The 24,362-nt window shown below is 61.7% G+C and carries 24 protein-coding genes; 18 read left to right on the top strand and 6 right to left on the bottom strand.

The features are described from left to right. Positions 1–19: 19 nt before the first annotated feature. Together ahpF and ahpC are read right to left on the bottom strand one after the other, a co-directional pair. Complete coding sequence (ahpF, locus tag PU634_RS11090) at positions 20–1,561, bottom strand: alkyl hydroperoxide reductase subunit F (RefSeq protein WP_306760860.1); 1,542 nt, start codon at positions 1,559–1,561, stop codon at positions 20–22. 84 nt (positions 1,562–1,645) lie between these two features. Continuing rightward, entirely contained in the window at positions 1,646–2,212 is a 567-nt protein-coding gene (gene ahpC, locus PU634_RS11085; RefSeq protein WP_306760859.1) for an alkyl hydroperoxide reductase subunit C, read from the bottom strand. Positions 2,213–3,061: 849 nt separating this feature from the next. On the opposite strand from ahpC, the gene PU634_RS11080 reads away from it, so the two are divergent. The 5 genes from PU634_RS11080 (at position 3,062) to PU634_RS11060 (ending at position 10,008) form a co-directional block, all read left to right on the top strand. Then, a complete protein-coding gene (locus PU634_RS11080; RefSeq protein WP_306760858.1) occupies positions 3,062–4,660 on the top strand; it encodes an isocitrate lyase in 1,599 nt (532 codons plus the stop codon). A 152-nt stretch (positions 4,661–4,812) separates the two neighbouring features. Then, the gene (locus tag PU634_RS11075; protein WP_306760857.1) at positions 4,813–5,979 is read left to right on the top strand and encodes a thiamine pyrophosphate-dependent dehydrogenase E1 component subunit alpha; all 1,167 of its coding nucleotides are present in this window, start codon (positions 4,813–4,815) and stop codon (positions 5,977–5,979) included. Further along, on the top strand, positions 5,976–6,953 hold the full coding sequence (locus tag PU634_RS11070; RefSeq protein WP_306760856.1) for an alpha-ketoacid dehydrogenase subunit beta: 978 nt from the start codon (positions 5,976–5,978) through the stop codon (positions 6,951–6,953). Before PU634_RS11075 ends, PU634_RS11070 begins: the two co-directional genes overlap by 4 nt. Positions 6,954–6,961: 8 nt before the next feature. Continuing rightward, complete coding sequence (locus tag PU634_RS11065) at positions 6,962–8,158, top strand: 2-oxo acid dehydrogenase subunit E2 (RefSeq protein WP_306760855.1); 1,197 nt, start codon at positions 6,962–6,964, stop codon at positions 8,156–8,158. Next, entirely contained in the window at positions 8,158–10,008 is a 1,851-nt protein-coding gene (locus PU634_RS11060) for a protein kinase domain-containing protein (protein ID WP_306760854.1), read from the top strand. Before PU634_RS11065 ends, PU634_RS11060 begins: the two co-directional genes overlap by 1 nt. Here PU634_RS11060 and PU634_RS11055 read toward each other — a convergent pair. Beyond that, positions 9,954–10,541 carry an acyl carrier protein phosphodiesterase gene (locus PU634_RS11055; RefSeq protein ID WP_306760853.1) on the bottom strand — a complete coding sequence of 196 codons (588 nt, stop codon included), beginning with the start codon at positions 10,539–10,541 and terminating at the stop codon, positions 9,954–9,956. The genes PU634_RS11060 and PU634_RS11055 overlap by 55 nt on opposite strands. Beyond that, positions 10,542–11,054: a CBS domain-containing protein gene (locus tag PU634_RS11050; protein ID WP_306760852.1), complete on the bottom strand. Its 513-nt coding sequence runs from the start codon at positions 11,052–11,054 to the stop codon at positions 10,542–10,544. Between the two features lie 184 nt (positions 11,055–11,238). On the opposite strand from PU634_RS11050, the gene queA reads away from it, so the two are divergent. From queA to nlpI, 6 genes are all read left to right on the top strand, one after another. Next, a complete protein-coding gene (gene queA, locus PU634_RS11045; protein ID WP_306760851.1) occupies positions 11,239–12,300 on the top strand; it encodes a tRNA preQ1(34) S-adenosylmethionine ribosyltransferase-isomerase QueA in 1,062 nt (353 codons plus the stop codon). Between the two features lie 165 nt (positions 12,301–12,465). After that, the gene (tgt, locus tag PU634_RS11040) at positions 12,466–13,608 is read left to right on the top strand and encodes a tRNA guanosine(34) transglycosylase Tgt (RefSeq protein ID WP_306760849.1); all 1,143 of its coding nucleotides are present in this window, start codon (positions 12,466–12,468) and stop codon (positions 13,606–13,608) included. 32 nt (positions 13,609–13,640) lie between these two features. Beyond that, on the top strand, positions 13,641–13,970 hold the full coding sequence (yajC, locus tag PU634_RS11035) for a preprotein translocase subunit YajC (protein WP_306760848.1): 330 nt from the start codon (positions 13,641–13,643) through the stop codon (positions 13,968–13,970). Between the two features lie 24 nt (positions 13,971–13,994). Next, positions 13,995–15,848 carry a protein translocase subunit SecD gene (secD, locus tag PU634_RS11030; RefSeq protein ID WP_306760847.1) on the top strand — a complete coding sequence of 618 codons (1,854 nt, stop codon included), beginning with the start codon at positions 13,995–13,997 and terminating at the stop codon, positions 15,846–15,848. 12 nt (positions 15,849–15,860) lie between these two features. Next, on the top strand, positions 15,861–16,805 hold the full coding sequence (gene secF / locus PU634_RS11025; RefSeq protein ID WP_306760846.1) for a protein translocase subunit SecF: 945 nt from the start codon (positions 15,861–15,863) through the stop codon (positions 16,803–16,805). 174 nt (positions 16,806–16,979) lie between these two features. After that, complete coding sequence (gene nlpI, locus PU634_RS11020; RefSeq protein WP_306760845.1) at positions 16,980–17,855, top strand: lipoprotein NlpI; 876 nt, start codon at positions 16,980–16,982, stop codon at positions 17,853–17,855. A 21-nt stretch (positions 17,856–17,876) separates the two neighbouring features. Here nlpI and PU634_RS11015 read toward each other — a convergent pair whose 3' ends face one another. Together PU634_RS11015 and ubiU are read right to left on the bottom strand one after the other, a co-directional pair. Then, a complete protein-coding gene (locus tag PU634_RS11015) occupies positions 17,877–18,767 on the bottom strand; it encodes a U32 family peptidase (protein WP_306760844.1) in 891 nt (296 codons plus the stop codon). A gap of 8 nt (positions 18,768–18,775) precedes the next feature. Next, a complete protein-coding gene (gene ubiU, locus PU634_RS11010) occupies positions 18,776–19,771 on the bottom strand; it encodes a ubiquinone anaerobic biosynthesis protein UbiU (protein WP_306760843.1) in 996 nt (331 codons plus the stop codon). Between the two features lie 151 nt (positions 19,772–19,922). Here ubiU and ubiT point away from each other — a divergent pair, with 151 nt between their 5' ends. The 7 genes from ubiT (at position 19,923) to hscB (ending at position 24,360) form a co-directional block, all read left to right on the top strand. Continuing rightward, complete coding sequence (ubiT, locus tag PU634_RS11005) at positions 19,923–20,444, top strand: ubiquinone anaerobic biosynthesis accessory factor UbiT (RefSeq protein ID WP_306760842.1); 522 nt, start codon at positions 19,923–19,925, stop codon at positions 20,442–20,444. A gap of 59 nt (positions 20,445–20,503) precedes the next feature. After that, entirely contained in the window at positions 20,504–21,232 is a 729-nt protein-coding gene (trmJ, locus tag PU634_RS11000) for a tRNA (cytosine(32)/uridine(32)-2'-O)-methyltransferase TrmJ (RefSeq protein WP_306760841.1), read from the top strand. 83 nt (positions 21,233–21,315) lie between these two features. Beyond that, complete coding sequence (gene iscR / locus PU634_RS10995; RefSeq protein WP_306760840.1) at positions 21,316–21,813, top strand: Fe-S cluster assembly transcriptional regulator IscR; 498 nt, start codon at positions 21,316–21,318, stop codon at positions 21,811–21,813. A gap of 51 nt (positions 21,814–21,864) precedes the next feature. Further along, positions 21,865–23,079 (top strand): IscS subfamily cysteine desulfurase, encoded by a 1,215-nt coding sequence (locus PU634_RS10990; protein WP_306760839.1) that lies wholly within the window; start codon positions 21,865–21,867, stop codon positions 23,077–23,079. A gap of 29 nt (positions 23,080–23,108) precedes the next feature. After that, on the top strand, positions 23,109–23,495 hold the full coding sequence (gene iscU / locus PU634_RS10985; protein ID WP_306760838.1) for a Fe-S cluster assembly scaffold IscU: 387 nt from the start codon (positions 23,109–23,111) through the stop codon (positions 23,493–23,495). 12 nt (positions 23,496–23,507) lie between these two features. Then, positions 23,508–23,831, top strand: coding sequence for an iron-sulfur cluster assembly protein IscA (iscA, locus tag PU634_RS10980; RefSeq protein ID WP_306760837.1), 324 nt, complete (start codon positions 23,508–23,510; stop codon positions 23,829–23,831). A 10-nt stretch (positions 23,832–23,841) separates the two neighbouring features. Next, positions 23,842–24,360 carry a co-chaperone HscB gene (gene hscB, locus PU634_RS10975; RefSeq protein WP_306760836.1) on the top strand — a complete coding sequence of 173 codons (519 nt, stop codon included), beginning with the start codon at positions 23,842–23,844 and terminating at the stop codon, positions 24,358–24,360. The last annotated feature ends 2 nt before the right edge of the window (positions 24,361–24,362 follow it).

The following is a 24,362-nucleotide window of genomic DNA, read 5'->3' as shown; positions in this document are numbered from 1 at the left end:
TATTCCCCATTCCCCGGTTTTACGACCGGATCAGGTGATCAAAGGCGCCCAGGGCGGCGGTGGCGCCGGCCCCCATGGAAATAATGATCTGCTTGTAGGGTACGGTCGTGGCGTCGCCGGCGGCAAACACACCGGCCATGGAGGTGGCGCCCCGGCTGTCGATGATCACCTCGCCGGTGCGGGTCCGCTCCACTTCCGAGCCTTGCAGAAACTCGGTATTGGGCACCAGGCCAATCTGTACAAAGATGCCGGCCACCTCCAGGTGTTGGGCTTTACCACTGGTGCGGTCGGTGTATTGCAGACCGGTCACCTTGCTGCCGTCCCCCAGCACTGCTGTGGTCCGGGCATTCATGATGATATCGATATTGCCCATGGAGCGCGCCTTGCGCTGCAGCACCTCGTCGGCGCGCAGGCTGTCGGCGAATTCCAGCACGGTCACGTGCTCGACGATGCCCGCCAGATCGATGGCCGCCTCAATGCCGGAGTTGCCGCCACCCACTACGGCCACCCGCTTGCCCTTGAAGAAGGGACCGTCGCAGTGGGGGCAGTAGGCCACGCCCCGCGTGCGGTATTCGGCCTCGCCGGGCACGTTCAGCTCGCGCCAGCGGGCGCCGGTGGCGAGGATCACCGACCTGCTTTTGAGCACGGCGCCGCTTTCCAGCGGGACTTCAATCAGCTCGCTCTGGCGAAGGCCGGCGGCGCGCTGGCTGGTGATCAGTTCCACCTCATATTCCCTGACGTGCTGCTCCAGGCTGGCCGCCAGTTTCGGACCCTCGGTATAGGGCACGGAAATAAAGTTCTCTATGCCTACCGTGTCCATCACCTGGCCACCGAAGCGCTCCGCCACCAGGCCGGTGCGCACCCCCTTGCGGGCGGCATAGATGGCGGCCGCTGCGCCGGCGGGGCCACCGCCCACCACCAGCACGTCAAAGGGAGCCTGCTCATTCAGGGCGGCGGCCTGACGCTCGGCGGCACCGGTGTCCAGCTTGCCGACGATTTCCTCCAGGGTCATGCGGCCCTGGCCAAAATGCGCGCCGTTAAGAAAAACGGCGGGCACCGCCATGATATTGCGCTCGTTGACCTCGTCCTGAAACAGGGCGCCATCTATCATCACATGGCTGATATTGGGATTCAGTGTTGCCATCAGGTTCAGGGCCTGCACCACATCCGGGCAGTTCTGGCACGACAGCGACACATAGGTTTCAAAGTGGTATTTACCTTCAAGGTTGCGGATCTGCTCCAGCAACTCGGGGGCGGCCTTGGACGGATGACCGCCGGTCTGCAGCAGCGCCAGCACCAGGGAAGTGAACTCGTGGCCCATGGGCACGCCGGCAAAGGCCACCCGGGGCGCCTGGCCGGCGGCGGCAATGCTCATGCTGGGGGTGCGGGCGGCGGGCGCCTGCTCCAGGCTGATCTTGCTTGAGAGCGCGCTGATTTCGCCAGCCAGCTCCCGTAATTCGTGTGATTTTGCAGAGTCATCACCGGACACGCTGATCGCTATCGGCGAGACGATGTGTTGCAGATAGGTGTCCAGTTGTTTTTTGAGATTGGCATCCAACATAACGTGTCCTGTGCTGAAAATGGGGTGTAAAAAACCCGGCCCGCCGCCGAATATGGGCGGGCCGGGTGCAAGCCGTCTGGATGATTAGATCTTGCCAACCAGATCCAGGGACGGGGCCAGGGTGGCTTCGCCTTCCTGCCACTTGGCGGGGCACACCTCACCCGGGTGGGCAGCCACATACTGGGCGGCCTTGATCTTGCGCAGCAGATCGGCGGCATCGCGGCCAATGCCTTCTGCAGTGATTTCCATGGCCTGGATCACGCCTTCGGGATCGATGATGAAGGTGGCGCGGTCGGCCAGGCCCTGGCCCTCACGCATCACGCCGAAGTTGTTGGTGATGGTGCCGGTCTGGTCGCCCACCATGTAGTAGCGGATTTTACCGATGGTCTCGGAGCTGTCGTGCCAGGCCTTGTGGGTAAAGTGAGTGTCGGTGGAGACGGCAAACACTTCCACGCCCATGCGCTGCAGCTCGTCATAATGGTCGGCCAGATCGCCCAGTTCGGTGGGGCAGACAAAGGTAAAGTCGGCCGGGTAGAAGAACACCACGGACCATTTGCCCTTGAGGTCGGCCTCGGTCACCTGCACGAAGTCACCGTTGTAATAGGCCTGGGCGGTAAAGGGCTTGATTTCGGTATTGATGGAAACGGCCATGAATAGCTCCTTGTGTTTCTCTGAGTGAGTGTGTTTCGAACGCTGCTCATGTTAGGTAAAGCCGTTCATTCGGTGAAATCATTCTTTTCTATTAAATTGATTGTCTTAACCAATCAACAACCGTGCCGGGCCACATTTCAGCCCTCAGTCAAAAACATTTTTTGTTGTCGTGGCCGCCGCCGACCGGGCCCCAGGAGCGCGTGCCGGTGCGCTCCTAAAGGCAAAGCTGACCGGCGTCATGGAATATGACAAAACAACAACACTGCCCGGTGTTCGTGGCCGTGATCCTGTTGTTCCCCCTGTTTTTTGCGAACGCAAAAAAAATACCTCTCGCTGTATTGAGCGCCCACCCTGCCCGGCTTTATGGGGGCTGAAGTGGGCGGTGGCGCGTGTTTGCCATTCACTCATAATATTGAGTTAAATCCAATGTTTTGTGATTTTTTGTTGTTTATTTACGTTTTATTTTTTCTTTTTCAGGTATTGCTGTGGAATGTGGTGGCGGGTTGATGTGGCTTAATTTAAGGGTTTAGAGCCAGTTATGCTTTAGTATTAGGCCAGTGGGGTTATGTGACGCATGTTGTGTTTTAGTTAAATTGGATCTTGATCGAACTGTTTTTTTTGCGCAACGTAATAGTCACACCGCAACGCAAAAGAAACGGGCAAGGGTTCGGTAAGGCACATGACCGTAACCCGCCGAACAAACGGAAGCGAGCTGCAAGGCCGCACATAAAAACAACAACACCGAAGTACTGCCAAACCAGCCGAACGGCGGTGTAAACGCTGGTTTGACAGGGATGTACAACTGTTTGGGCGCCGATTGCTCAACGACAACAAGACAGGACTGAAACCATGCCATACGCCAATGAGATCGATACCCTGGCCACGCTGATCAAGCAGAACCCGACCTGGGGTGCCATCAAGCCCGAACATGCCGCCCGCATGCGGGTGCAGAACCAATTCAAGACCGGCCTCGACATTGCCAGGTACACCGCCAAAATCATGCGCGAAGACATGGCCGCCTACGACAAGGATCCGGCGCAATACACCCAGTCCCTGGGCTGCTGGCACGGCTTTATCGGTCAGCAGAAGCTGATTTCCATCAAGAAGCACTTTGGCAGCACCAAGCGTCGCTACCTGTACCTGTCCGGCTGGATGGTGGCCGCCCTGCGCTCCGAATTCGGCCCGCTGCCGGATCAGTCCATGCACGAGAAAACCTCGGTACCGGCGCTGATCGAAGAGCTGTATACCTTCCTGCGTCAGGCCGATGCCTGGGAGCTGAACCACCTGTTCCGTGCCCTGGAAGACGCTCAGAAGGCCGGTGACAGCGCCAAGGCCAGGGAAATTGAAGCTCAAATCGACAATCACGAAACCCATATCGTGCCGATTGTCGCCGACATCGATGCCGGCTTTGGTAATGCCGAAGCCACCTACCTGCTGGCCAAAAAGATGATAGAAGCCGGTGCCTGCTGTATTCAGCTGGAAAACCAGGTGTCCGACGAGAAACAGTGCGGCCACCAGGACGGCAAGGTCACCGTGCCCCATGCCGACTTCCTGGCCAAGATCAACGCCGTGCGTCTGGCCTTCCTCGAGCTGGGGGTAGACGATGGTGTGATTGTGGCCCGTACCGACTCCCTGGGTGCCGGTCTGACCAAGCAGATTGCCGTGACCAACGAGCCGGGCGATCTGGGCGACCAGTACAACAGCTTTCTTGACGGCGACTACATCAACAGCGCCGACGAAATCGACAACGGCGACGTGGTCATCAAGTCCAACGGCAAGCTGAAAAAGGTCAAGCGTCTGCCTTCCGGCCTGTTCCAGTTCAAGGCCGGCTCCGGTGAAGACCGGGTGGTGCTGGACTGCATCACCAGCCTGCAGCACGGTGCCGACCTGTTGTGGATTGAAACCGAGAAGCCCCATATCGGCCAGATCAAGGGCATGGTGGACCGCATTCGCGCCGTGGTGCCCGATGCCAAGCTGGTGTACAACAACAGCCCGTCCTTCAACTGGACCCTGAACTTCCGTCAGCAGGTGTTCGACGCCTGGGCCGCCGAAGGCAAGGACGTCTCTGCCTACGACCGGGATCGCCTGATGAGCGCCGATTACGACGCCACCGAGCTGGCCCTGGCCGCCGACGAGAAGGTGCGTACCTTCCAGGCCGACGCGGCCCGGGAAGCCGGCATCTTCCACCACCTGATCACCCTGCCGACCTACCACACCGCGGCCCTGTCCACCGACAATCTGGCCAAGGGTTACTTCGGCGACGAAGGCATGCTGGCCTATGTGGCGGGCGTTCAGCGTCAGGAAATCCGTCAGGGCATCGCCACCGTCAAGCACCAGGACATGGCCGGCTCCAACATCGGTGACGACCACAAGGAGTTCTTCGCCGGCGAAGCCGCGCTCAAGGCCGGCGGCAAGGACAACACCATGGGTCAGTTCGAAAACATCTGACCGGGTTAAGCCGCATAATTACAACACTTCAAGGTCCATCTCGTTTTTGGCAGCCCTTCGGGCTGCCTTTTTTCGTTGGGCGCCAGGCCGGGCCGCCGGAATAAAAGCGACTAGAATTAGCCACGAGGTTCCAGTTGGACTGCGAGGGCGGCATGACCAATCCCAATAACGCCACCATTACCCTGGTGCACCGGGCCCGGTTCGTGGACGGCCACGGCCTGACCATTCCCACCTTTCGGCTGCTGAAGGACGATGGCCAGCTTTATGCCGATGCCGCCGAGCCCGTGCTCGACAGGCAGCAGGCCCTGGCCATGTACCGCAGCATGGTCGCTACCCGCCTGCTGGATGAGCGCATGCTGGCGGCCCAGCGCCAGGGGCGTATCAGCTTTTACCTGCAAAGTCTGGGGGAAGAGGCGCAGGCGGTGGCCAGTGCCGCGGCGCTGGCACCCGACGATATGATCCTGGCCCAGTACCGGGAGCAGGGGGCGCTGCTGCACCGGGGATTTACCCTGGATCAGTTCATGAACCAGCTGTTTTCCAATGAAGACGATCTGGGCAGAGGCCGGCAGATGCCGGTGCACTACGGTTGCCGTGAACTCAATTTCATGACCATTTCCTCGCCTCTGGCCACGCAAATTCCCCAGGCCACCGGTTATGCCTACGGTCAGCGGCTGGCCGGGGAGGCGGCGGTAACCCTGTGTTATTTCGGCGAGGGGGCGGCCTCGGAAGGGGACTTCCACGCCGGCCTGAACATGGCGGCGGTGCTGAAAACCCCGGTGATTTTCTTTTGCCGCAACAACGGCTACGCCATTTCCACTCCGGCCAGCGAGCAGTTCGTGGGCGACGGCATCGCCAGTCGTGCCGTGGGTTACGGCATTCGCACCCTGCGGGTGGACGGCGCCGACACCCTGGCGGTGTTTGAAGCCACGCGCCAGGCCCGGCAATTGATGCTTGAGGAACCCCAGCCGGTACTGATCGAAGCCATGTCCTACCGGCTGGGGGCCCATTCCTCGTCGGACGATCCCAGCGGCTACCGCTCCCGGGCCGAGGAGGAGCGCTGGCGCAAGCGGGACCCCATCGGCCGCTACCGGCTGTGGCTGGGGCATCGAGGCTGGCTCAACGAAGATGAAGACCGCCGCCACAGCGATGGGCTGCGCCGGCAGATACTGGAGGCCATGAAGCGGGCCGAGCAAAAACACAAGCCGCCCCTGGAGAGCCTGGTGGAAGACGTATACGCGGCGGTGCCGCGTCACCTTGAGCGCCAGCTGGACAGATTGAAAAAGCAGGATGCGGCCAACCGGAAAAGGGAGCGTGCATGAAGCAGATGAACCTGTTGCAGGCGGTCAATAACGCCTTGGATCTGGCCATGGCACGGGACGACACCGTGCTGTGTTTTGGCGAGGACGTGGGCCATTTTGGCGGCGTATTCCGGGCCACCAGCGGGCTGCAGGACAAGTACGGCAACGACCGCTGTTTCAATACGCCGCTCACCGAGCAGGGCATCGTCGGCTTTGCCAACGGTCTGGCGGCAAAGGGGCTGAAGCCGGTGGCGGAAATCCAGTTTGCCGATTACATCTTTCCCGCCTTTGATCAGCTGGTCAACGAAACCGCCAAATTCCGCTATCGCTCCGGCAACCAGTTCAATGTGGGGGGCCTGGTGGTGCGCACACCCTACGGCGGCGGCATTGCCGGCGGCCACTACCACAGCCAGTCGCCGGAAGCCTATTTTGTGCACACGCCGGGCCTGCGGGTGCTGGTGCCCCGGGGGCCGGTGCAGGCCAAGGGCCTGCTGCTGGCGGCCATCGACTGCCCGGATCCGGTGATCTTTTTTGAGCCCAAGCGGCTGTACCGGGCGGCGGTGGCCGAGGTGGACGAAGGCCATTACCAGTTGCCGCTGGACCAGGCCGAGGTGGTGCGGCAAGGCTCGGATATCACCCTGCTGGGCTGGGGCGCCCAGATGGAGTATCTGTTAAACGCCGCCGAACTGGCCGAAGGCGAGGGTATTTCCTGCGAGGTGATCGATCTGCAAAGCCTGTTGCCCTGGGATGAAGACACTGTGGTGGAATCCGTGCTCAAGACCGGACGGCTGCTGATCAGCCATGAGGCGCCGCTCACCGGTGGTGTGGGGGCGGAGATCGCCGCCACCGTGCAGCAGCGCTGCTTTTTGTATCTGGAAAGTCCCATCGCCCGGGTATGCGGCCTTGATACCCCCTTTCCGCTGGCGCTGGAAAAACAGTACATGCCCGACCAGTACAAAATTCTGGATGCCATTCACGCCACCATGAATTTTTAGGAGCGCCCATGAAAAAGGACTTTCTGCTGCCGGACATCGGCGAAGGCATAGTGGAATGCGAGCTGGTCGACTGGCTGGTGGCCGAGGGCGACCGGGTGGAAGAAGATCAGGCCATTTGCGATGTGATGACCGACAAGGCGCTGGTGCAGATCCCGGCGGTGCACGCCGGTACCATTTCCCGGCTCTATGTGCAAAAGGGCGCCATGGCCCGGGTGCATGCTCCCCTGTTTGAACTGGAGCTGGCGGATGAAGACACCGCCGCCGAGCAGGAAAAGGCGGCGCAGGATCCCAGGCCGGCAGCAGAGCCGGCACCAGCCTCAAGCGTTTCATCGGCACCGGCTGCCAGCGGTCGGCGTGCCGTGGCCAGCCCGGCGGTGCGCCGGCTGGCCCGGGAGCACAATGTGGATCTGACGCAGGTGCCGGGCTCCGGCGACAAGGGCCGCATCTACAAGGAAGACGTGGAGGCCTGGCTGGCGGCGCAGGGCGCCCCGGCCCGCACCGAGTCGGCCTGGCGCGAGCCGGTAACCGGGGTGCGTGCCGCCATGGCCCGGCACATGACCGAGAGCCTCGCCGTTCCCCGCTTTACCTATTGCGAGGAATTTTGCCTCGACGAGTTGCTGGCGCTGAAAAGCCGCCTGGCGCCCGAGTGTGAGCGGGAAGGCGTAAAGTTGACCCTGCTGCCGTTTTTTATCAAGGCGCTGTCACTGGCGCTGTCGGACTTTCCGTTGCCGGGCGCCCGGCTTGAAGAAGGCGGCCAGACTCTGGTGTATGAAGACGGCCACCATGTGGGGGTGGCGGTGGACACCCCGGCCGGCTTGCTGGTGCCGGTGCTGCACCACTGCGAAGACAAGTCGCTGCTCACCCTGGCCCGGGAACTCAGCCGGCTGACCAGGGCGGCCCGGGCCGGCCGGCTGACCCAGGCCGAGCTTCAGGGGGGCACCATTACCCTGTCCAATATCGGCGTGCTGGGCGGCACCGTGTCCACGCCCATCGTCATGCCGCCGCAGCTGGCCATTGCCGCCCTGGGGCGGCTGCAGCGGCTGCCCCGCTTTGATGAGCAGGACAGAGTGGTGGCCAGGCACATCATGACGGTGTGCTGGTCGGCGGATCACCGGGTGATGGACGGCGCCAGCCTGGCACGCTTCAACCGTTGCTGGCAGGGCTACCTGGAGCAGCCCGGACGCATGCTGGCCCGGCTGCACTGATGCCGGCCATGGATGCCCTGGGCAACTTCTATATTCCCGAAGAGCAGTCCATCTATCTGCTGAGCGCCAACGATGCGCAAAAACTGAAAGACTGGATTGCCCTGTGCCAGGCCGAGCTGGAAAAGCTCGGCTACCGCGACATCACCCTGGCGGGCAAGGGGGTATACGGCTTTACCTTTGCCGGCACCGGTGAAAACGGCGAGCAGGTGGCATTCAAGTTTTCCCGACTCGACCTGCCCGAGGCGGTGCGCGAGCGGCTGGCGGACGAGGCCTATATGCTGTCCTGCGTGCGCCATCCGCTGGTGCCCGAGTATATTGCCTATGCCCTGCGCGGTCGCCAGGGCATTTTGCTGATGAGCCGGGCGCCGGGGGAAGATCTGGAGCATTACAGCCTGCGCCGGGGCCGACTGTCGGCCCGGGAGATCATCGACATCGCCGCCCAGCTGGCGGACATACTGCTGGCCCTGCGCCGGCATACTCGGGACGGCGAGCCGGCGCCGGTGGTGCACGGTGATATCAAGCCCTCCAACATCATGTATGACTCATGCAGCGGGCGCATCAGCCTGGTGGACTGGGGCTCGTCGGTGTTTGCCCAGCTGGACGCCGAGGGCCACTGGGCGGGAGCGCGCGGGCTGGCGCTGCTCTCGGGGGATCTGCAGCAGTCCAACGCCCGCATGGGCGATGTGTATTTTATCGGCCCGGAGCAGCTGGCAGGCGCCCTGTCGAGCCCCCGCTTTGACGAGCAGGGCGTGGCCGGCACCCTCTATGCCCTGGCCTCGGGGCAGGCCTGCCGTTTTGGCCGCAAGGCCATGCCCGCCACCAGCCTGGGGCTGCCCCAAGAGTTCGCCCGGCTGCTGGATGCCCTGCTTGATGACGATCCCGAGCGCCGCCGCCGGGCCGGCGACTACTGGCTGAAGGCCATGCCCCGGCTCAGGCAACTGGTGCTGCCCGAGCTGCCGCTGTTTGACGACAGCCCGCAGTTGCCGGTGTGGCCGGGCACGGACACGCGGGACATCGACACCGTGGTGTATTCCTCGCGCAAGTCCTTTCTGCGCGAACGCAGCGAGCGGCAAGACATTCATCAGGTGACCGATGCCCAGCTTGAACGCTACTACAAGCAATATCTGGAGGGGATGGGGGAAACCGAAAAGGCCTTTGTGGCGGCGGTGAGCCGGCTGGGGCGCTATCCGGTGATGGGCGGGCTGGCGCTGCACTGGCACAAGCAGGGAGTGGATATCGACTCCAGCCTCAACCTTTACGACGCCAGCCTGTTGCCGGCCTTCGCCGTGGCGGTCAACAATGTGGTGACCCTGGCCCGGGCCATTACCAAAACCGGGGTGTTCAAGGCCTGCCTGTTCAATGCTCGCAACACCCTGCATCTGAGTCGCAGCGGCCCCGGCCAGCCCTTTGTGCCGCCTGTGGACATGCGCATTCCCTACCGGCTGGCGGACCGGCCCGACACCGGTGCCGATCGTCAGCCCCACTCCTACTTTGAAGACGGCCGGGATCCCGACGAACAGCTGGTGCTGCCCGCGGAGATCATGGCGGTGATTACCCGGCTCAACCAGATCCACCACAGCGGCTGCATTATCTTTGAAGTGACGTCCGAGCATCTGAAACTGCACAGTTACTACCGGCTGCTGGACGCCGCCGCCGAGGCCGAATTTGCCGCCCTGCTGGCGCAAATCGTGGAGTATATTCCGCTGATCGATGATCAGGGCGTGGGTGGTTTTATGAAACTGCCCTGCAAAAACACCCGCTTCTTTACCCACCAGCCGGTGCAGCCTGACTGCTTCTATCCCGCCAACCCCCGGGCCTGGCGTAAGACGAACTTCTCCAGCTCGGGGTAGAAGCCGAGAAAGGCCTGTTCAAAGTCGGTGTAATGCTGCTCCAGCAATGCACGGCACTGAGGCAGGGGCGTGGGCCGTTGAAAACGCCGGTCGATGCGGGTAAGGGCCGTTACGATGCCGTCGAATTCCCGGTAGTGCAGCAGCAGCCCGCTTTGCTCCATGCGCATGACCAGCTGCACCATGGCCTCGGGCCAGTGCCGGTCTGGCTGCAGTTCGGCATGGATCTCTTGCACAAACTGCTCAAGGGGCTGAGCGTGAAAGCGCGGCCAGTGCCGGGCCAGAAAATGATCGAACATCATGTCGGTGATAATGCCGCCAAAGCGGCGAAAGGGGGGCGGCAACGCGCGCACTCTGGCCATGTGCAGCGGGTGGGCGTCGGTAAAGCTGTCGATACGCCGGTGCAGCACAATGCCGGTTTGCAGGCGCACCGGCAAGGATGGTTCCACGGCGCCCCGGGCATATTCCCCCAGCAGGGCGCCGGCCAGGCTGGTGCCGCTGAGTTCGGCCAGGTGCAGGTGAGCTAGGTAATTCATTCAGCGGGGGGAGTCGTCCCGGTATTCAAAGCCTTCGGTCTCGGCCTGCAGCTCGTCCAGCTCGCCGGCGTCAAGCCCGTCGTCCTGCTCGGCCAGCTGGTTGTCGAGCACTTCCAGCAGGTGAATGGCCACGGCGACGAAGTCGCTGTCGGTGACAATGCCCACCAGCCGGCCCCTGTCCACTACCGGCAGGCAGCCGTACTTGTGTTTTTGCAGATACAGCGCCGCCTCGCGAATGCCGGCCCGGGGGCTGACGGTGGTGACCCCGGTTTTCATGATCTCCGAGAGGGTGTGCTGCTCCAGAAACTGGCCGTTGCGTCCCTGCTCCAGGCTCGACTCCTGAGCGGCGAGAATGTCCCGCTGGCTGACCAGTCCCACCAGCCGATCCTGCTCCAGCACCGGCAGATGGCGAATATGATGGCGCTGCATCAGGGTGCGGGCGTCGGCCAGGGTAGCCGAAGGAGGCAGCCCCAGCACGCGGGATGACATGATCTCGGAAACGATGGCGGCCATAGTGGTTCTCCTCTTTTTATATCAAGATAGCCCAACACCATGCTTGAGTAACCTGACCGGGATCACGCTCACCGCAAAGATTGCCCGGTTTTCACCGCGGCGGGGCCCTGGCTTCAACATCGAATTGCCTTGATCCCTCAGGGTGCGCTCACTAGACTAGCGCTCGTCTTACACAGAGGTAGTTATGCAGGTCCAAGATTTTTCCTTTGAACTTCCCGATGAACTCATTGCCCGCCACCCCATGCCCGAGCGCACCGCCAGCCGGCTGCTGCAGCTGGACGGTAATACTGGCAATCTGGTACACGGCCGCTTTGGCGACATTCTGGACCTGATCAATCCCGGCGATCTGCTGGTGTTCAACAACACCCGGGTCATTCCGGCCCGGCTGTTCGGCCGCAAGGCCAGCGGTGGCAGGCTGGAAGTGCTGGTGGAGCGCATGCTCGACGACAAGCGGGTACTGGCCCATGTGCGCGCTTCCAAGGCGCCCAAGCCCGGCACCGAGCTGATCCTCGAGCCCGACGTACGGGCCACCATGGTGGCCCGCCACGATGCCCTGTTTGAAATCGAATTCCACGACCCGCGCACCGTGCTGGAGATCCTGGAAGCGGTGGGGCACATGCCGCTGCCGCCCTATATTGACCGGCCCGACACCGACGCCGACAAGGAACGCTACCAGACCGTTTACAACGAAAAGCCCGGCGCCGTGGCCGCGCCCACCGCCGGCCTGCACTTCGACGAGCCGCTGCTGAATGCCTTGCGTGCCAAGGGCGCCGAACTGGCCTTTATTACCCTGCACGTGGGCGCGGGCACCTTTCAGCCGGTGCGGGTCGACAACGTGCTCGAGCACAAAATGCACGCGGAATACATCGAAGTGCCCGCCGAAGTGGTGGCGCAAATCGAGGCCACTCAAGCCCGGGGCGGCCGGGTGATTGCCGTGGGCACCACCTCGGTACGGTCGCTGGAAAGCGCGGCCCAGGCCAGCCTGGCCAGGGGCGAGCCTCTGGCGCCCTTCTATGGTGACACCGACATCTTTATTTACCCCGGCTACCGTTTTCAGCTGGTGGACGCCATGGTGACCAACTTTCACCTGCCGGAGTCGACCCTGATCATGCTGGTCAGTGCCTTTGCCGGCCGGGATCATATTATGGAAGCCTACCGTCAGGCGGTGGCCGAGCGTTACCGTTTCTTCAGCTACGGCGACGCCATGTTTATTACTCGACAACAGGGAATGGGGACTGGGGAATAGGGACTGGTTAAGGGGTTTGTAGGCCCCACTTTAGTGGGGCGAACATGGCAGCCGCCAACGGTATTGCCCGAATAAATTCGGGCCTACAGGTACCTACAACTAATCACTATTCCCTAATCCCCGATATTAAAGGTCGGACTGTTTCTCCGGCCAGTGAGGTAAAGAATGAAATTTGAACTGGATACCACAGACGGACGCGCCCGCCGCGGCCGGCTGATCTTCGACCGGGGCGTGGTGGAAACCCCGGCCTTTATGCCGGTGGGCACTTATGGCACCGTCAAGGGCATGACCCCGGAAGAAGTGGCCGCCACCGGCGCTCATATACTGCTGGGCAACACCTTTCACCTGTGGATCCGTCCCGGGCAGGACGTGATGAAGCTGCACGGCGATCTGCACGACTTTATGAACTGGCAGGGGCCCATCCTCACCGACTCCGGCGGTTTTCAGGTGTTCAGCCTGGGGGACATTCGCAAGATCACCGAAGAAGGCGTGCATTTCCGTAATCCGGTCAACGGCGACAAGATCTTCCTCTCACCGGAAGTGTCCATGGAGATCCAGTACGATCTGGGCTCCGACATCGTGATGATCATGGACGAGTGCACCCCGTATCCGGCCACCTGGGAGGAAGCCAAAAAGTCCATGGAAATGTCCCTGCGCTGGGCCAGACGGTCCCGGGATCATTTCGACAAGCAGGGTAACAAAAATGCCCTGTTTGGCATTATTCAGGGCAGCGTTTACGAAGATCTGCGGGATCAGTCTCTGGAAGGCCTGCTCGAGATCGGCTTTGACGGCTATGCCGTGGGCGGTCTGGCGGTGGGCGAGCCCAAGCACGAAATGCACAAGGTGCTGGAGCATACCTGCCCGAAAATTCCCGAAGACAAGCCCCGTTACCTGATGGGGGTGGGCAAGCCCGAGGATCTGGTGGAAGGCGTGCGCCGGGGCATCGACATGTTCGACTGCGTCATGCCCACCCGCAACGCCCGCAACGGTCACCTGTTCACCACCGACGGCGTGGTCAAGATCCGCAACGCCAAACACAAGACCGATACCGGCCCGCTGGATGCCGACTGCGACTGCTACACCTGTAAAAATTATTCCCGCGCCTACCTGTATCATCTCGACAAGTGCAACGAGATCCTGGGTGCGCGTTTAAACACCATTCACAACCTGCGTTACTACCAGCGGGTGATGGAAGGTTTACGCAGCGCCATTGAGCAGGGTAAATTAGATGACTTTGTGGCAGAGTTCTACCGTCGGCAGGGCAAGCCCGTGCCGCCGCTGGGCCAGCCAGCTTCGACGAGTGAATAACGGCTTTTAACCATAACGAGGAAACTGCAAGAATGGATATTATCTCCAGTGCTTACGCCCAGGGTGGCGGTGCCGCCGGTGGCGGTATGGAAATGATCATCATGCTGGTCGTGTTCGGCCTGATCTTCTACTTCATGATCTTCCGCCCTCAGTCCAAGCGGGTTAAAGAGCACAAGAACCTGATGGCCTCCCTGAGCAAGGGTGACGAAGTGCTCACCAACGGTGGCCTGGTGGGCAAGATTGCCAAGATCTCCGCCGACAACGACTATGTGGTACTGAGCCTGAGCGAGCAGAGCCAGGTGACCATCAAGAAGGACTTCATCACCGCCGTCCTGCCCAAGGGCTCCATTCAGTCCCTCTAATTCTTTCCTGTCGAGGAGCACAGCGTGTTGAATCGATATCCGCTGTGGAAATACTTGATGGTGATCCTGGTGATCACCATCAGTTTTCTTTATGCAGCACCCAACCTGTTTGGTGAAGATCCGGCGCTTCAGGTGTCCGGCAGCCGCGGAACCCAGGTTTCTTCCGACATTCTGGTCAAGGCCCAGCAAAGCCTGACCCAGGCCGGCATCGAGGTAAAAAGCGCCGCCCTGGAAAACGACCAGTTGCTTATTCGTTTTCGCAATACCGATGATCAGCTCAGGGGCAAGGATCTGGTGACCGAGGCCCTGGGCGACGACTACGTCACCGCCCTCAACCTGGCCCCGTCCACCCCCGCCTGGCTGGAAGCCATCGGCGCCGGCCCCCTCAAGCTGGGTCTGGATTTGCGGGGTGGCGTGCACTTTCTGATGGAAGTGGACATGGCCGAGGCCCTGAACCGGGTGCAGGAGCAGACGGTGCAGGACTTTCGTACCGAGCTGCGTCAGGAGCGGCTGCGCTATTCCGGTGTGCTTAACCGCGACGGCGGCACCCTGGTGGTGTTCCGTGATGAAGCCACCCGCGACAAGGCCATCAGCCACCTGCGCCAGCGCTACCCGGATCTGGTGTTCAGCACTCAGAACAGCGGTGACAGCTTTGGCCTGCTGGCGGTGATGAGCGAGCAGCGGCTGAAGGAAGTAAAGGAATACGCCCTGCAGCAGAACATCACCATCATCCGCAACCGGGTGAATGAGCTGGGCGTGGCCGAGCCGCTGGTACAGCGCCAGGGCGCCGACCGTATCGTGGTGCAACTGCCGGGTATTCAGGACACCGCCCGCGCCAAGGAAATTCTCGGCGCCACCGCCACCCTGGAATTCCGTCTGGTGGACGAGCGCGCCGATGCCGCCGCGGCGGCCGCAGGCCGGGTACCGCCGGGCTCCGAGCTGTTCACCGATCGCAGCGGCCGTGCCGTGGTGCTGCAAAAGCGGGTGATCCTCACCGGTGAGCATATCGTCGATGCCAACTCCGGCATGGACGAGTTCAGCCGCCCGCAGGTGAACATCAGTCTGGATGCCCCCGGTGGCAGCCGCATGGCCGATTTCACCAAGGACAATGTGGGCCGCGCCATGGCCACGGTATTCACCGAGTACAAGCCCGGTGGTGAGCCCGGCGCCGATGGCAAGCCTGTTCTTCGCAAGGAGCAGGAAGTGATCAACGTGGCCACCATTCAGTCCCGGCTGGGCCGCAGCTTCCGTATTACCGGCATCGACTCCATGGCCGAGGCCCAGAACCTGGCCCTGCTGTTGCGTGCCGGTGCCCTGATTGCGCCCATTCAGATCGTGGAAGAGCGCACCATTGGCCCGAGCCTGGGTCAGCAGAACGTGGAAAACGGCCTGATGGCCATGATCTACGGCCTGCTGGCGGTGGTGCTGTTCATGAGCATCTACTATCGCAAGTTCGGTCTGGTGGCCAACCTGGCGCTGCTGGCCAACCTGGTGATCATCATCGGGGTCATGTCCATGGTGCCGGGGGCGACCATGACCCTGCCGGGCATTGCCGGTATCGTGCTCACCATCGGCATGTCGGTGGATGCCAACGTGCTGATCTTCGAGCGTATCCGCGAGGAATTGCGGGACGGCCGCAGCATTCAGCAGGCCATTCACATGGGCTATGAAAAGGCCTTTGGCACCATTACCGATGCCAATATCACCACCTTTATTACCGCCATCATTCTGTTTGCGGTCGGCACCGGCCCCATCAAGGGCTTTGCCGTGACCCTGATGATCGGCATTCTGGCCTCCATGTTTACCGCCATTGTCGGTACCCGGGCCCTGGTCAACCTGCTCTGGGGCGGCAAGCGTCTCAAGAAGCTGTCGATATGAGGAGGCTGAGCGATGTTTGAAATCCTCAAGACCAAAGAGCCGCTGCCCTTTATGCGCTTTTCCAGGGGGGCCACCGTGCTGTCGCTGGTGCTGATTGGCCTGTGCTTTTTCAGCCTGGCCACCCGGGGCCTGAACTGGGGCCTGGACTTTACCGGCGGCACCGTCGTGGAAGTGGCCTTTGAACAGGCGGTGGCGCTGGACGGCGTGCGCGCGCAACTGGACGATGCCGGCCTGAGCGGCGCCACCGTGCAGCATTTTGGTACCAGCCGGGATCTGCTCATTCGCATGCCGCCCCAGGAAGGCGCCAATGTGCAGCAGCAGGGCGATGCGGTATTGTCCGCCATGCAGCGGTTGTCGGCTGACGCCGAGATGAAACGGCTGGAGTTCGTCGGCCCGTCCATCGGCAAGGAGCTGGCGGAGCAGGGCGGCCTGGCCATTCTGGTGGCGCTGTTGTGCATTCTCGTTTACGTGGGCATGCGCTTTGAGTGGCGGCTGGCGTCCGGTGCCGTGCTGTCGCTGGCCCACGATGTAATCATCACCCTGGGGGTGTTTTCCTGGCTGCAGATCGAGGTGGATCTCACCATAGTGGCGGCATTGCTGACCGTGGTGGGTTATTCCCTCAACGACACCATAGTGGTGTTTGACCGGGTACGGGAAAACTTCCGCCGGGTACGTGAAGCCACCACGGCCCGGGTGTTTGACGAGGCCATTACCGATACCCTGAGCCGGACCCTGATCACCTCGGCCACCACCCTGGTGGTGGTGGTGGCGCTGTTCATGAAGGGCGGCGCCCTGATCCACGGCTTTGCCACCGCGCTGCTGCTGGGCATCGGGTTCGGCACCTACTCTTCCATCTATATCGCCAGTGCCTGGGCCATGCTGCTCGGGGTGAAGCGGGAGCACATGCTGCCGCCGGTGGTGGAAAAGGAAGGGGCGGATCAGGAGCCCCTGGTGTAATCGCCGTCATGCAAAATCAAAGAAGCCTTCGGGCTTCTTTTTTGTCTGGCCCTTTAAAACATGCTGAAACGCGCCTTTGACCCCCTTTATTGAGATTGATTGCATTTGCAGCATGACAAACGTCCTGCGGCTGCATAACATGGGGTCATAGAACAAGACAAGTTCGGAGCCTTCTTGAAACACAGATTTTTGCTCGGTCCGCTGGCCCTGCTGGGCGTGATGCTGACCGGTTGCAGTGCGCCCCAAGTGGTAACGCCGACCCTGGTGTTGCCGGTGCCGATGCAGGTGTCCTACCAGAGCGAACTGGGCATTGCCCGCCTGGGGCAGATGCTCAATGCGCCCGGGCTGACCCCGGAGCAGCGGGCCGAGCTGTTTTTTCAGCGCGGCGTGGTGTTTGATCGGGTGGGCCTGCGCGCCATGGCCCGGCTCGACTTCAACCGCGCCCTGCGCGAGCAGCCGGACTTTGCCGACGCTTACAACCTGAACGGCGTTTATCTGACCCAGAATCAGGAGTTTGACGAAGCCTACGAGGCCTTTGACTCGGCCCTGGAGCTGGCCCCCGATTATGTCTATGCCAACCTCAACCGGGGCATCGCCCTCTATTACGGTGGCCGGCCCGAGCTGGCGGCGCGGGATCTGAAAGTGTTTCTCGACAAGGAGCCGGACGATCCCTATCGTCTGTTGTGGTGGTACCTGGCGCTGGAGCGGGTTGATGCCGACATGGCGCAGGAACGTCTGGCCGCCCATCGTGCCCAGTATGGCAGCGAGGAGTGGGCCTGGGACATTGTCGACGTCTATCTGGGCACGCTCACTGCGGAAGCGCTGCTCAACCGTATTTCCGAGCGCAGTCAGGACAACCAGGAGCTGGCCGAGATGTTATGCGAGGCCTATTTCTACCTGGCCAAGCGGGCCCAGCACAACGGCGAGCCCGAGCAGGCCGAGGTCTACCTCAAGCTGGCGCTGGCCACCAACATCTACGACTTTGTCGAGCATCGCTACGCCCTGCTGGAGCTGGATCTTATCGGCCAGCAGGCCCGTCTCAAGCGCTGACGGGCCACTCCTTTCTCCTGTTCAGATTTCCATGCCGGCCGGGGCCGGCAGCCACTCCATGCCCGGCAGCTGGTTCCAGTAACCGTTGCAGTAGCGGGATGCCAGCGGCCAGGGCTTCCCGTTGGGAGCATTGAAGCGGGCAATCCATTCCAGGCACGCCGGACTATGGGCGCTGATGCGCACCGCGTCCACCCAGCCGGCCATGCCATCCCGATCGTTAATCAGGTTGTAGCAATAGCCGGACTGGGTCTGAATGCCGTTCAGGTTGAACACCGGCTGGCCTTCCTGAGTGCTGACAGGCCGCCCTGCGGGGTAGTCGATGCACATCAGTCCGCATTCGTCCTTGGGCCGGTTCTCCGCCCGGGCGGTAAAACAGCGCGCCGACCAGGCCAGGGGCAGGTGGCCGTAACCGAACACTTCCAGCCGAAAGCGGTCACGCACTCCGGCATCCTCCGCCGCCCGGTGAATGCGTAACAGCCAGTCCCGGGACAGCTCCACCGGCGGTACCCAGGTGGTCATGCCCTTGTCCAGCAAAATGCGCAGTGTGTCCAGGTTGTAGACATTGAGCGCCGGCCCGGCCACAAAGGGCAGGCCATGCTCGTGGGCCAGCTGCACCGTGCCCGGATCGTTGGCCTCAATCTGCAGCCCGCCCTGTTCACACAGTTGTTGAATGACTCGCAGCTCCGCCGGTGTCTGGATCAGCGCCAGGGTCGACAGCACCGCTTCCTTGCCGGCGGCGGTCAGCTCACGAGCCCATTCCAGCCAGTCAACCGTTTTCAGCTCCCGGCGCTTGGGACAGACGGTTTCCCCCAGATAAATGCGCCGGCAGGGGGTGTCGAGGGCGGCCCGGTAAAACGCATCAACCTGCCGGCGGGGCCAGAAAAACAAAAGAGGACCCAGATGAACGTGCATGTGCGCTCCTATTGCCATTTGCGGTGGTAGGCACCCAGGGTGGTCTGGCTGCCTTCGGAGAGGGCGTCGAGCTGCCGTTGCCAGCCGGGCTCGACATGATAGTCCCCGGCATGACCCAGGCAGGCATCCAGCGCCTGGCGCCACACCCGGGTTACCTGGCTCACATAAGCCGGGCTGCGCTGGCGGCCTTCGATTTTCACCGACTTCACTCCCAGCCGGACCAGCTCGGGCAGCAGGCTCAGGGTGTTGAGGCTGGTGGGCTCCTCCAGGGTGTGGTAACGCCGGCCATCCACTTCAAAGCGACCCTTGCACAGGGTGGGGTAGCCGGCCTGTTCACCGTCGGCAAAGCGGTCGATCAGCACATGATTGAGGCGGGATTCGAGCAAGCCCTGGCGCTCCTCCCAGCGCACAAAACGGGCGGGCGAGCAGGCACCCACGGTATTGGGGCTTTCCCCGGTGAGGTAGGAAGACAGGTAGCAGCGGCCCTCGGCCATGATGCACAGGCTGCCAAAGGCGAACACCTCCAGCTCGGCGTCGGTGTCCTTCGCCAGCTGGCGCACCTGCTGAATGGACAGGACCCGCGGCAGCACCACCCGGCGCACCCCGAAGTTTTGCTGAAAAAAGCGAATGGCGGCGGCGTTGGTGGCGCTGGCCTGCACCGACAGATGCAACTCGGCATCGGGATAGTGCCGGGCGGCGTAGTCGAGCATGGCGGTGTCGGCGATGATCAGGGCGTCGGCGCCCAGGCTCATGGCCTGATCCACCGCACCTCGCCAGACCGTCTCCCTGCCCTGGTGGGCAAAGGTATTGATGGCCACGTGCAGCCTGCGGCCATGGCGGCGCAGATAATCGACCCCCTCGTGCAGCCCTTGCGGGGTGAAGTTCAGGCCGGCAAAGTGGCGGGCGTTGGTCTGATCCTTGAAGCCGATGTAAACCGCATCGGCACCCTGATCGACCGCAGATTTCAGTGCCGGCAGACTGCCGGCTGGGCAGAGCAATTCCATGATAATGGCCCCCTGGTGCAGAAGAATGTCACTCTAATGGGGATGGCATCAGCAGAATTTGATTTGAAACAATTGCGGCCGATTTGATTTGGCGCAGTAAGCGCACCACCACGGCATGATGAGATAGGGCCTTTTGCAGGAGAGGTTATGTATGCTGCCGATCATCTGTCAACAGCTCAGCCGGCGCGGCCCTGGCTGGCTGAAACAACCACTGGCGCGGGTGCCGCTGCGCCTGCAGGCGCCGGTGCTGGAGGCGGTGTTGTGCCGGCTGCTGGACGAGCCGCTGCACCGGGGCGAGCTGGTTTTTTTGCAGGGGCGCCGGCTGCAGGTGTGGGTGCCGGATCTCGATTACCGGCTGACCCTGACCTGCTCCGGCGACAGGCTCAGGATGCTGCAGGATGACAACGCCGATGTGGTGATTCGGGCCGGCTTTAACGATCTGATCCGGCTCGGTAACCGGGAGTGCGATCCCGACACCCTGTTTTTTCAGCGCCGGCTGCTGATCTCCGGCGACACCGAGCTTGGCCTGGAATGTAAAAATCTGCTCGACCGGCTGGAGCCTTCGCTTCAGCCGGCCTGGCTCAGGCGGGGGCTGGCGGGAATGGCCTGGGTGCTGCGTCAGGCGGAATGCCGGCCCCACGGCAAGGGCATGGCGGCCGAGGATAAAACCTGATCCCCTCACACGACTGTGTTAAAATCCTGCGCCCTGAGCGCAACGGAAACAAGGTCAACATGCTTGAGCAAGTACGCATCGTGCTGGTAAACACCTCCCACACCGGCAACATGGGCTCCGCCGCCCGGGCCATGAAAACCATGGGCCTGAGCGATCTCTGCCTGGTGGATCCGGTCAGCCCGCCCGACGGCCAGTCGGTGGCCCTGGCCGCCGGCGCCAGCGACATTCTGGCCAGTGCCCGCACCGTGCCTACTCTGGCCGAGGCGGTGGCCGACTGTGGCCTGGTGATCGGCACCAGCGCCCGTTCGCGCACCTGGTCCTGGCCCATGCTCAATGCGCGGGAAGCGGGGGAAAAGGCGATGGCGGAAGCCCCCTGCCACAAGGTGGCGCTGGTGTTCGGCCGGGAGCGCACCGGGCTGACCAATGAAGAGCTGCAGCAGTGTCACTACCACGTGGCCATTCCCGCCAACCCGGAATACAGCTCCCTCAACCTGGCCATGGCGGTGCAGACCCTGAGTTATGAGGTGCGCATGGCCTGGCTGGCCGGCCGGCAGGAGCAGCCGGTGACAGAAAGCTACCCGCTGGCGTCGGATCTGGAACGGTTTTACGAGCATCTGGAACAGACTCTGCTGGACACCGGCTTTATCATCAAGCCCCATCCGGGGCAGGTGATGACCAAGTTGCGCCGGCTGTTCAACCGGGCCCGGCCGGAAGATCACGAGCTCAATATACTGCGGGGCATTCTGACCTCGGTGCAGCGTCGCATGGCGCACAAAAGCGCGGAATAACCGACAGCGGCGCCGGGGTAAATACTTGACTGAAACACTCGGGTATGACACCCTGACGCCATGTTCGAAAACGGTTTGAATCCATGAGACTGACATCGAAAGGGCGCTATGCGGTCACCGCCATGCTGGACGTGGCACTGCATGCCAACCAGGGGCCGGTATCCCTGGCCGATATCTCGGAGCGGCAGGGCATTTCCCTGTCCTATCTTGAACAGCTGTTCTCCCGCCTGCGCAAGCAGGGGCTGGTGAGCAGCGTGCGCGGCCCGGGTGGCGGTTACCTGCTGGGGCAGGACGCCGGTGACATCTCCGTGGGCGCGGTGATCGCCGCCGTCGACGAGTCGGTGGATGCCACCAAGTGTCAGGGCAAGGGGGACTGCCACGGCGGCAACCAGTGTCTGACTCACACCCTGTGGTGTGCCCTGAGCGAACGGATCAGCAACTTTCTCGACGCCATAACCCTGGCCGAGCTGGTCAGTCAGAACGAGGTCCGGCGCATATCCGGACAGCAAGACAAACATCTGAGCATGCTGAACCTGGAAGAAAACCAGGATCGGTCTGTGAGCGTTAAAGTTCAACTTTAAAATGTCGATGACAAGACTGCCGTACAGGGCAGCGTTGGAACGGAGAATATGATGAAACTGCCCATTTATCTCGACTATGCGGCTACCTGCCCGGTAGACCCTCGCGTCGCCGAAAAAATGATGCAATACCTGACCCCGGACGGCTTTTTCGGCAACCCGGCGTCCCGCTCCCACCGCTTTGGCTGGCAGGCGGAAGAGGCGGTGGACATCGCCCGCAACCAGATTGCCGAGCTGATCAACGCCGATCCGCGGGAGATCGTGTTCACCTCCGGCGCCACCGAGTCCGACAACCTGGCCATCAAGGGCATTGCCCACTTCTATGGCAAGAAGGGCAAGCACATCGTCACCTCCAAGACCGAACACAAGGCGGTGCTGGATCCCTGCCGCCAGCTGGAGCGGGAAGGCTATGAGGTGACTTACCTGGAGCCCCAGCCCAACGGCCTGTTCACCCTGGAGCAGATCGAAGGCGCCCTGCGTGACGACACCATTCTGGTGAGCATCATGCATGTCAATAACGAAACCGGCGTGATCCAGGATGTGAAAGCCATTGGCGAGCTGTGCCGCAGCCGCAAGATCATGTTCCATGTGGATGCCGCCCAGAGTGCCGGCAAGATTCCGCTGGACGTTCAGGCCATGAACATCGACCTGTTGTCGCTGTCGGCCCACAAGATTTACGGCCCCAAGGGCATCGGTGCCCTGTATGTATGCCGCAAGCCGCGGGTGCGTCTGGAAGCTCAGATGCACGGCGGCGGTCACGAGCGTGGCATGCGTTCCGGCACCCTGGCAACCCACCAGATCGTGGGCATGGGCGAGGCCTTCCGCATTGCGAAAGAAGAAATGCAGGCCGAGGGCGAACGTATTCGCGCCCTGCGCGACCGTCTTTACAACGGTGTGAAAGACATTGAAGAAGTTTATGTCAACGGCGATCTGGAACAGCGGGTGCCCGGCATTCTCAACATCAGCTTTGCCTATGTGGAAGGCGAGTCCCTGATGATGGCGCTGAAAGATCTGGCGGTGTCCTCCGGCTCGGCCTGTACCTCCGCCAGCCTGGAGCCGTCCTACGTGCTGCGTGCCCTGGGCCTGAACGACGAGCTGGCGCACAGCTCCATTCGCTTCAGCATCGGCCGCTTCACCACCGAGGAAGAAGTGGACTATGCGATACAGCTGGTGAACGAAGCCATTGGCCGCCTGCGGGAAATGTCCCCGCTGTGGGAGATGTTCAAGGATGGCGTGGACCTGGAAAAAGTTGAGTGGGTACACCATTAAGGTGTGACGGACTGCAGAGGAATTGAATCATGGCTTACAGCGAAAAAGTAATCGATCACTATGAAAACCCCCGCAACGTCGGCGGTTTTGACAAGAACGACCCCAGTGTGGCCACCGGCATGGTGGGCGCGCCGGCCTGCGGCGACGTGATGAAGCTGCAACTGAAGATCAGTGACGACGGCATCATCGAGGATGCCAAGTTCAAGACCTACGGCTGTGGCTCCGCCATCGCCTCCAGCTCGCTGATCACCGAGTGGGTCAAGGGCAAGAGCCTGGATGAAGCGGCCAGCATCAAGAACACCGACATTGCCGAAGAGCTGGCCCTGCCGCCGGTGAAGATCCACTGCTCCATTCTGGCGGAGGATGCCATCAAGGCGGCCATCGACGATTACAAGAAGAAAAAGAACCTGGCGTAAGACGGAGACATTATGGCGATCACCATTACCGACGCGGCCGCCCAGCGGGTGCAGACCTTTCTCAACAACCGGGGCAAGGGCATTGGCCTGCGGCTGGGAGTGAAAACTTCCGGCTGTTCCGGCCTGGCCTATGTGCTGGAGTTCGTGGATGAGCTGTCCGAGGGCGATCAGGTGTTCGAGCATGGCGAGGTCAAGGTGATCGTCGACAGCAAGAGCCTGGTTTATCTGGATGGCACCGAGCTGGACTTCGTCAAGGAAGGGCTGAACGAAGGCTTCAAGTTCAACAACCCCAATATCACCGGGGAATGCGGTTGCGGCGAGAGCTTTAACGTTTAAGGAAAGCGGCATGAACTACTTTGAGCTGTTTGATCTGCCCGCTCAGTTTCAACTCGACGGTCAGGCCTTGTCCGAGGCCTACCGCCGGCTGCAGACCCGGTTCCATCCCGACAAATTCGCCTCCCGCCCCGAGCGGGAGCGTTTGCAGGCGGTACAGCAGGCCGCCCGCATCAACGACGCTTTTTCCACCCTCAAGGATCCGTTGGCTCGGGCCGAATACCTGCTGTCGCTGCAGGGCGTGGATATTCGTGGCGAGCAGCAAACTCTCAAGGATCCCGCGTTTCTGATGCAGCAAATGGAATGGCGCGAGCAGCTGGAAGAGATTCCCGCCGCCAGCGACGTGTTTGCCGCCATCATGGCCTTTGAGCGCGAGCTGAAACAGGCTTCGAACGATTATTATCGCGAACTGGAGCAGCAGCTTGACGCCGGTCACTGGAGTGACGCCGCCGACACGGTGCGCAAACTCAAATTCATGGCCAAGCTGCACGCCGAGCTTGAACGGGTGGAAGACGCCCAGCAGGAATTCTGAAT

It is taken from the genome of Oceanimonas pelagia, assembly GCF_030849025.1.
Classification (GTDB): Bacteria; Pseudomonadota; Gammaproteobacteria; order Enterobacterales; family Aeromonadaceae; genus Oceanimonas; species Oceanimonas pelagia.
Note: the sequence above shows the minus strand (reverse complement) of the source record. Positions and strands in the feature narration are given on the sequence as shown.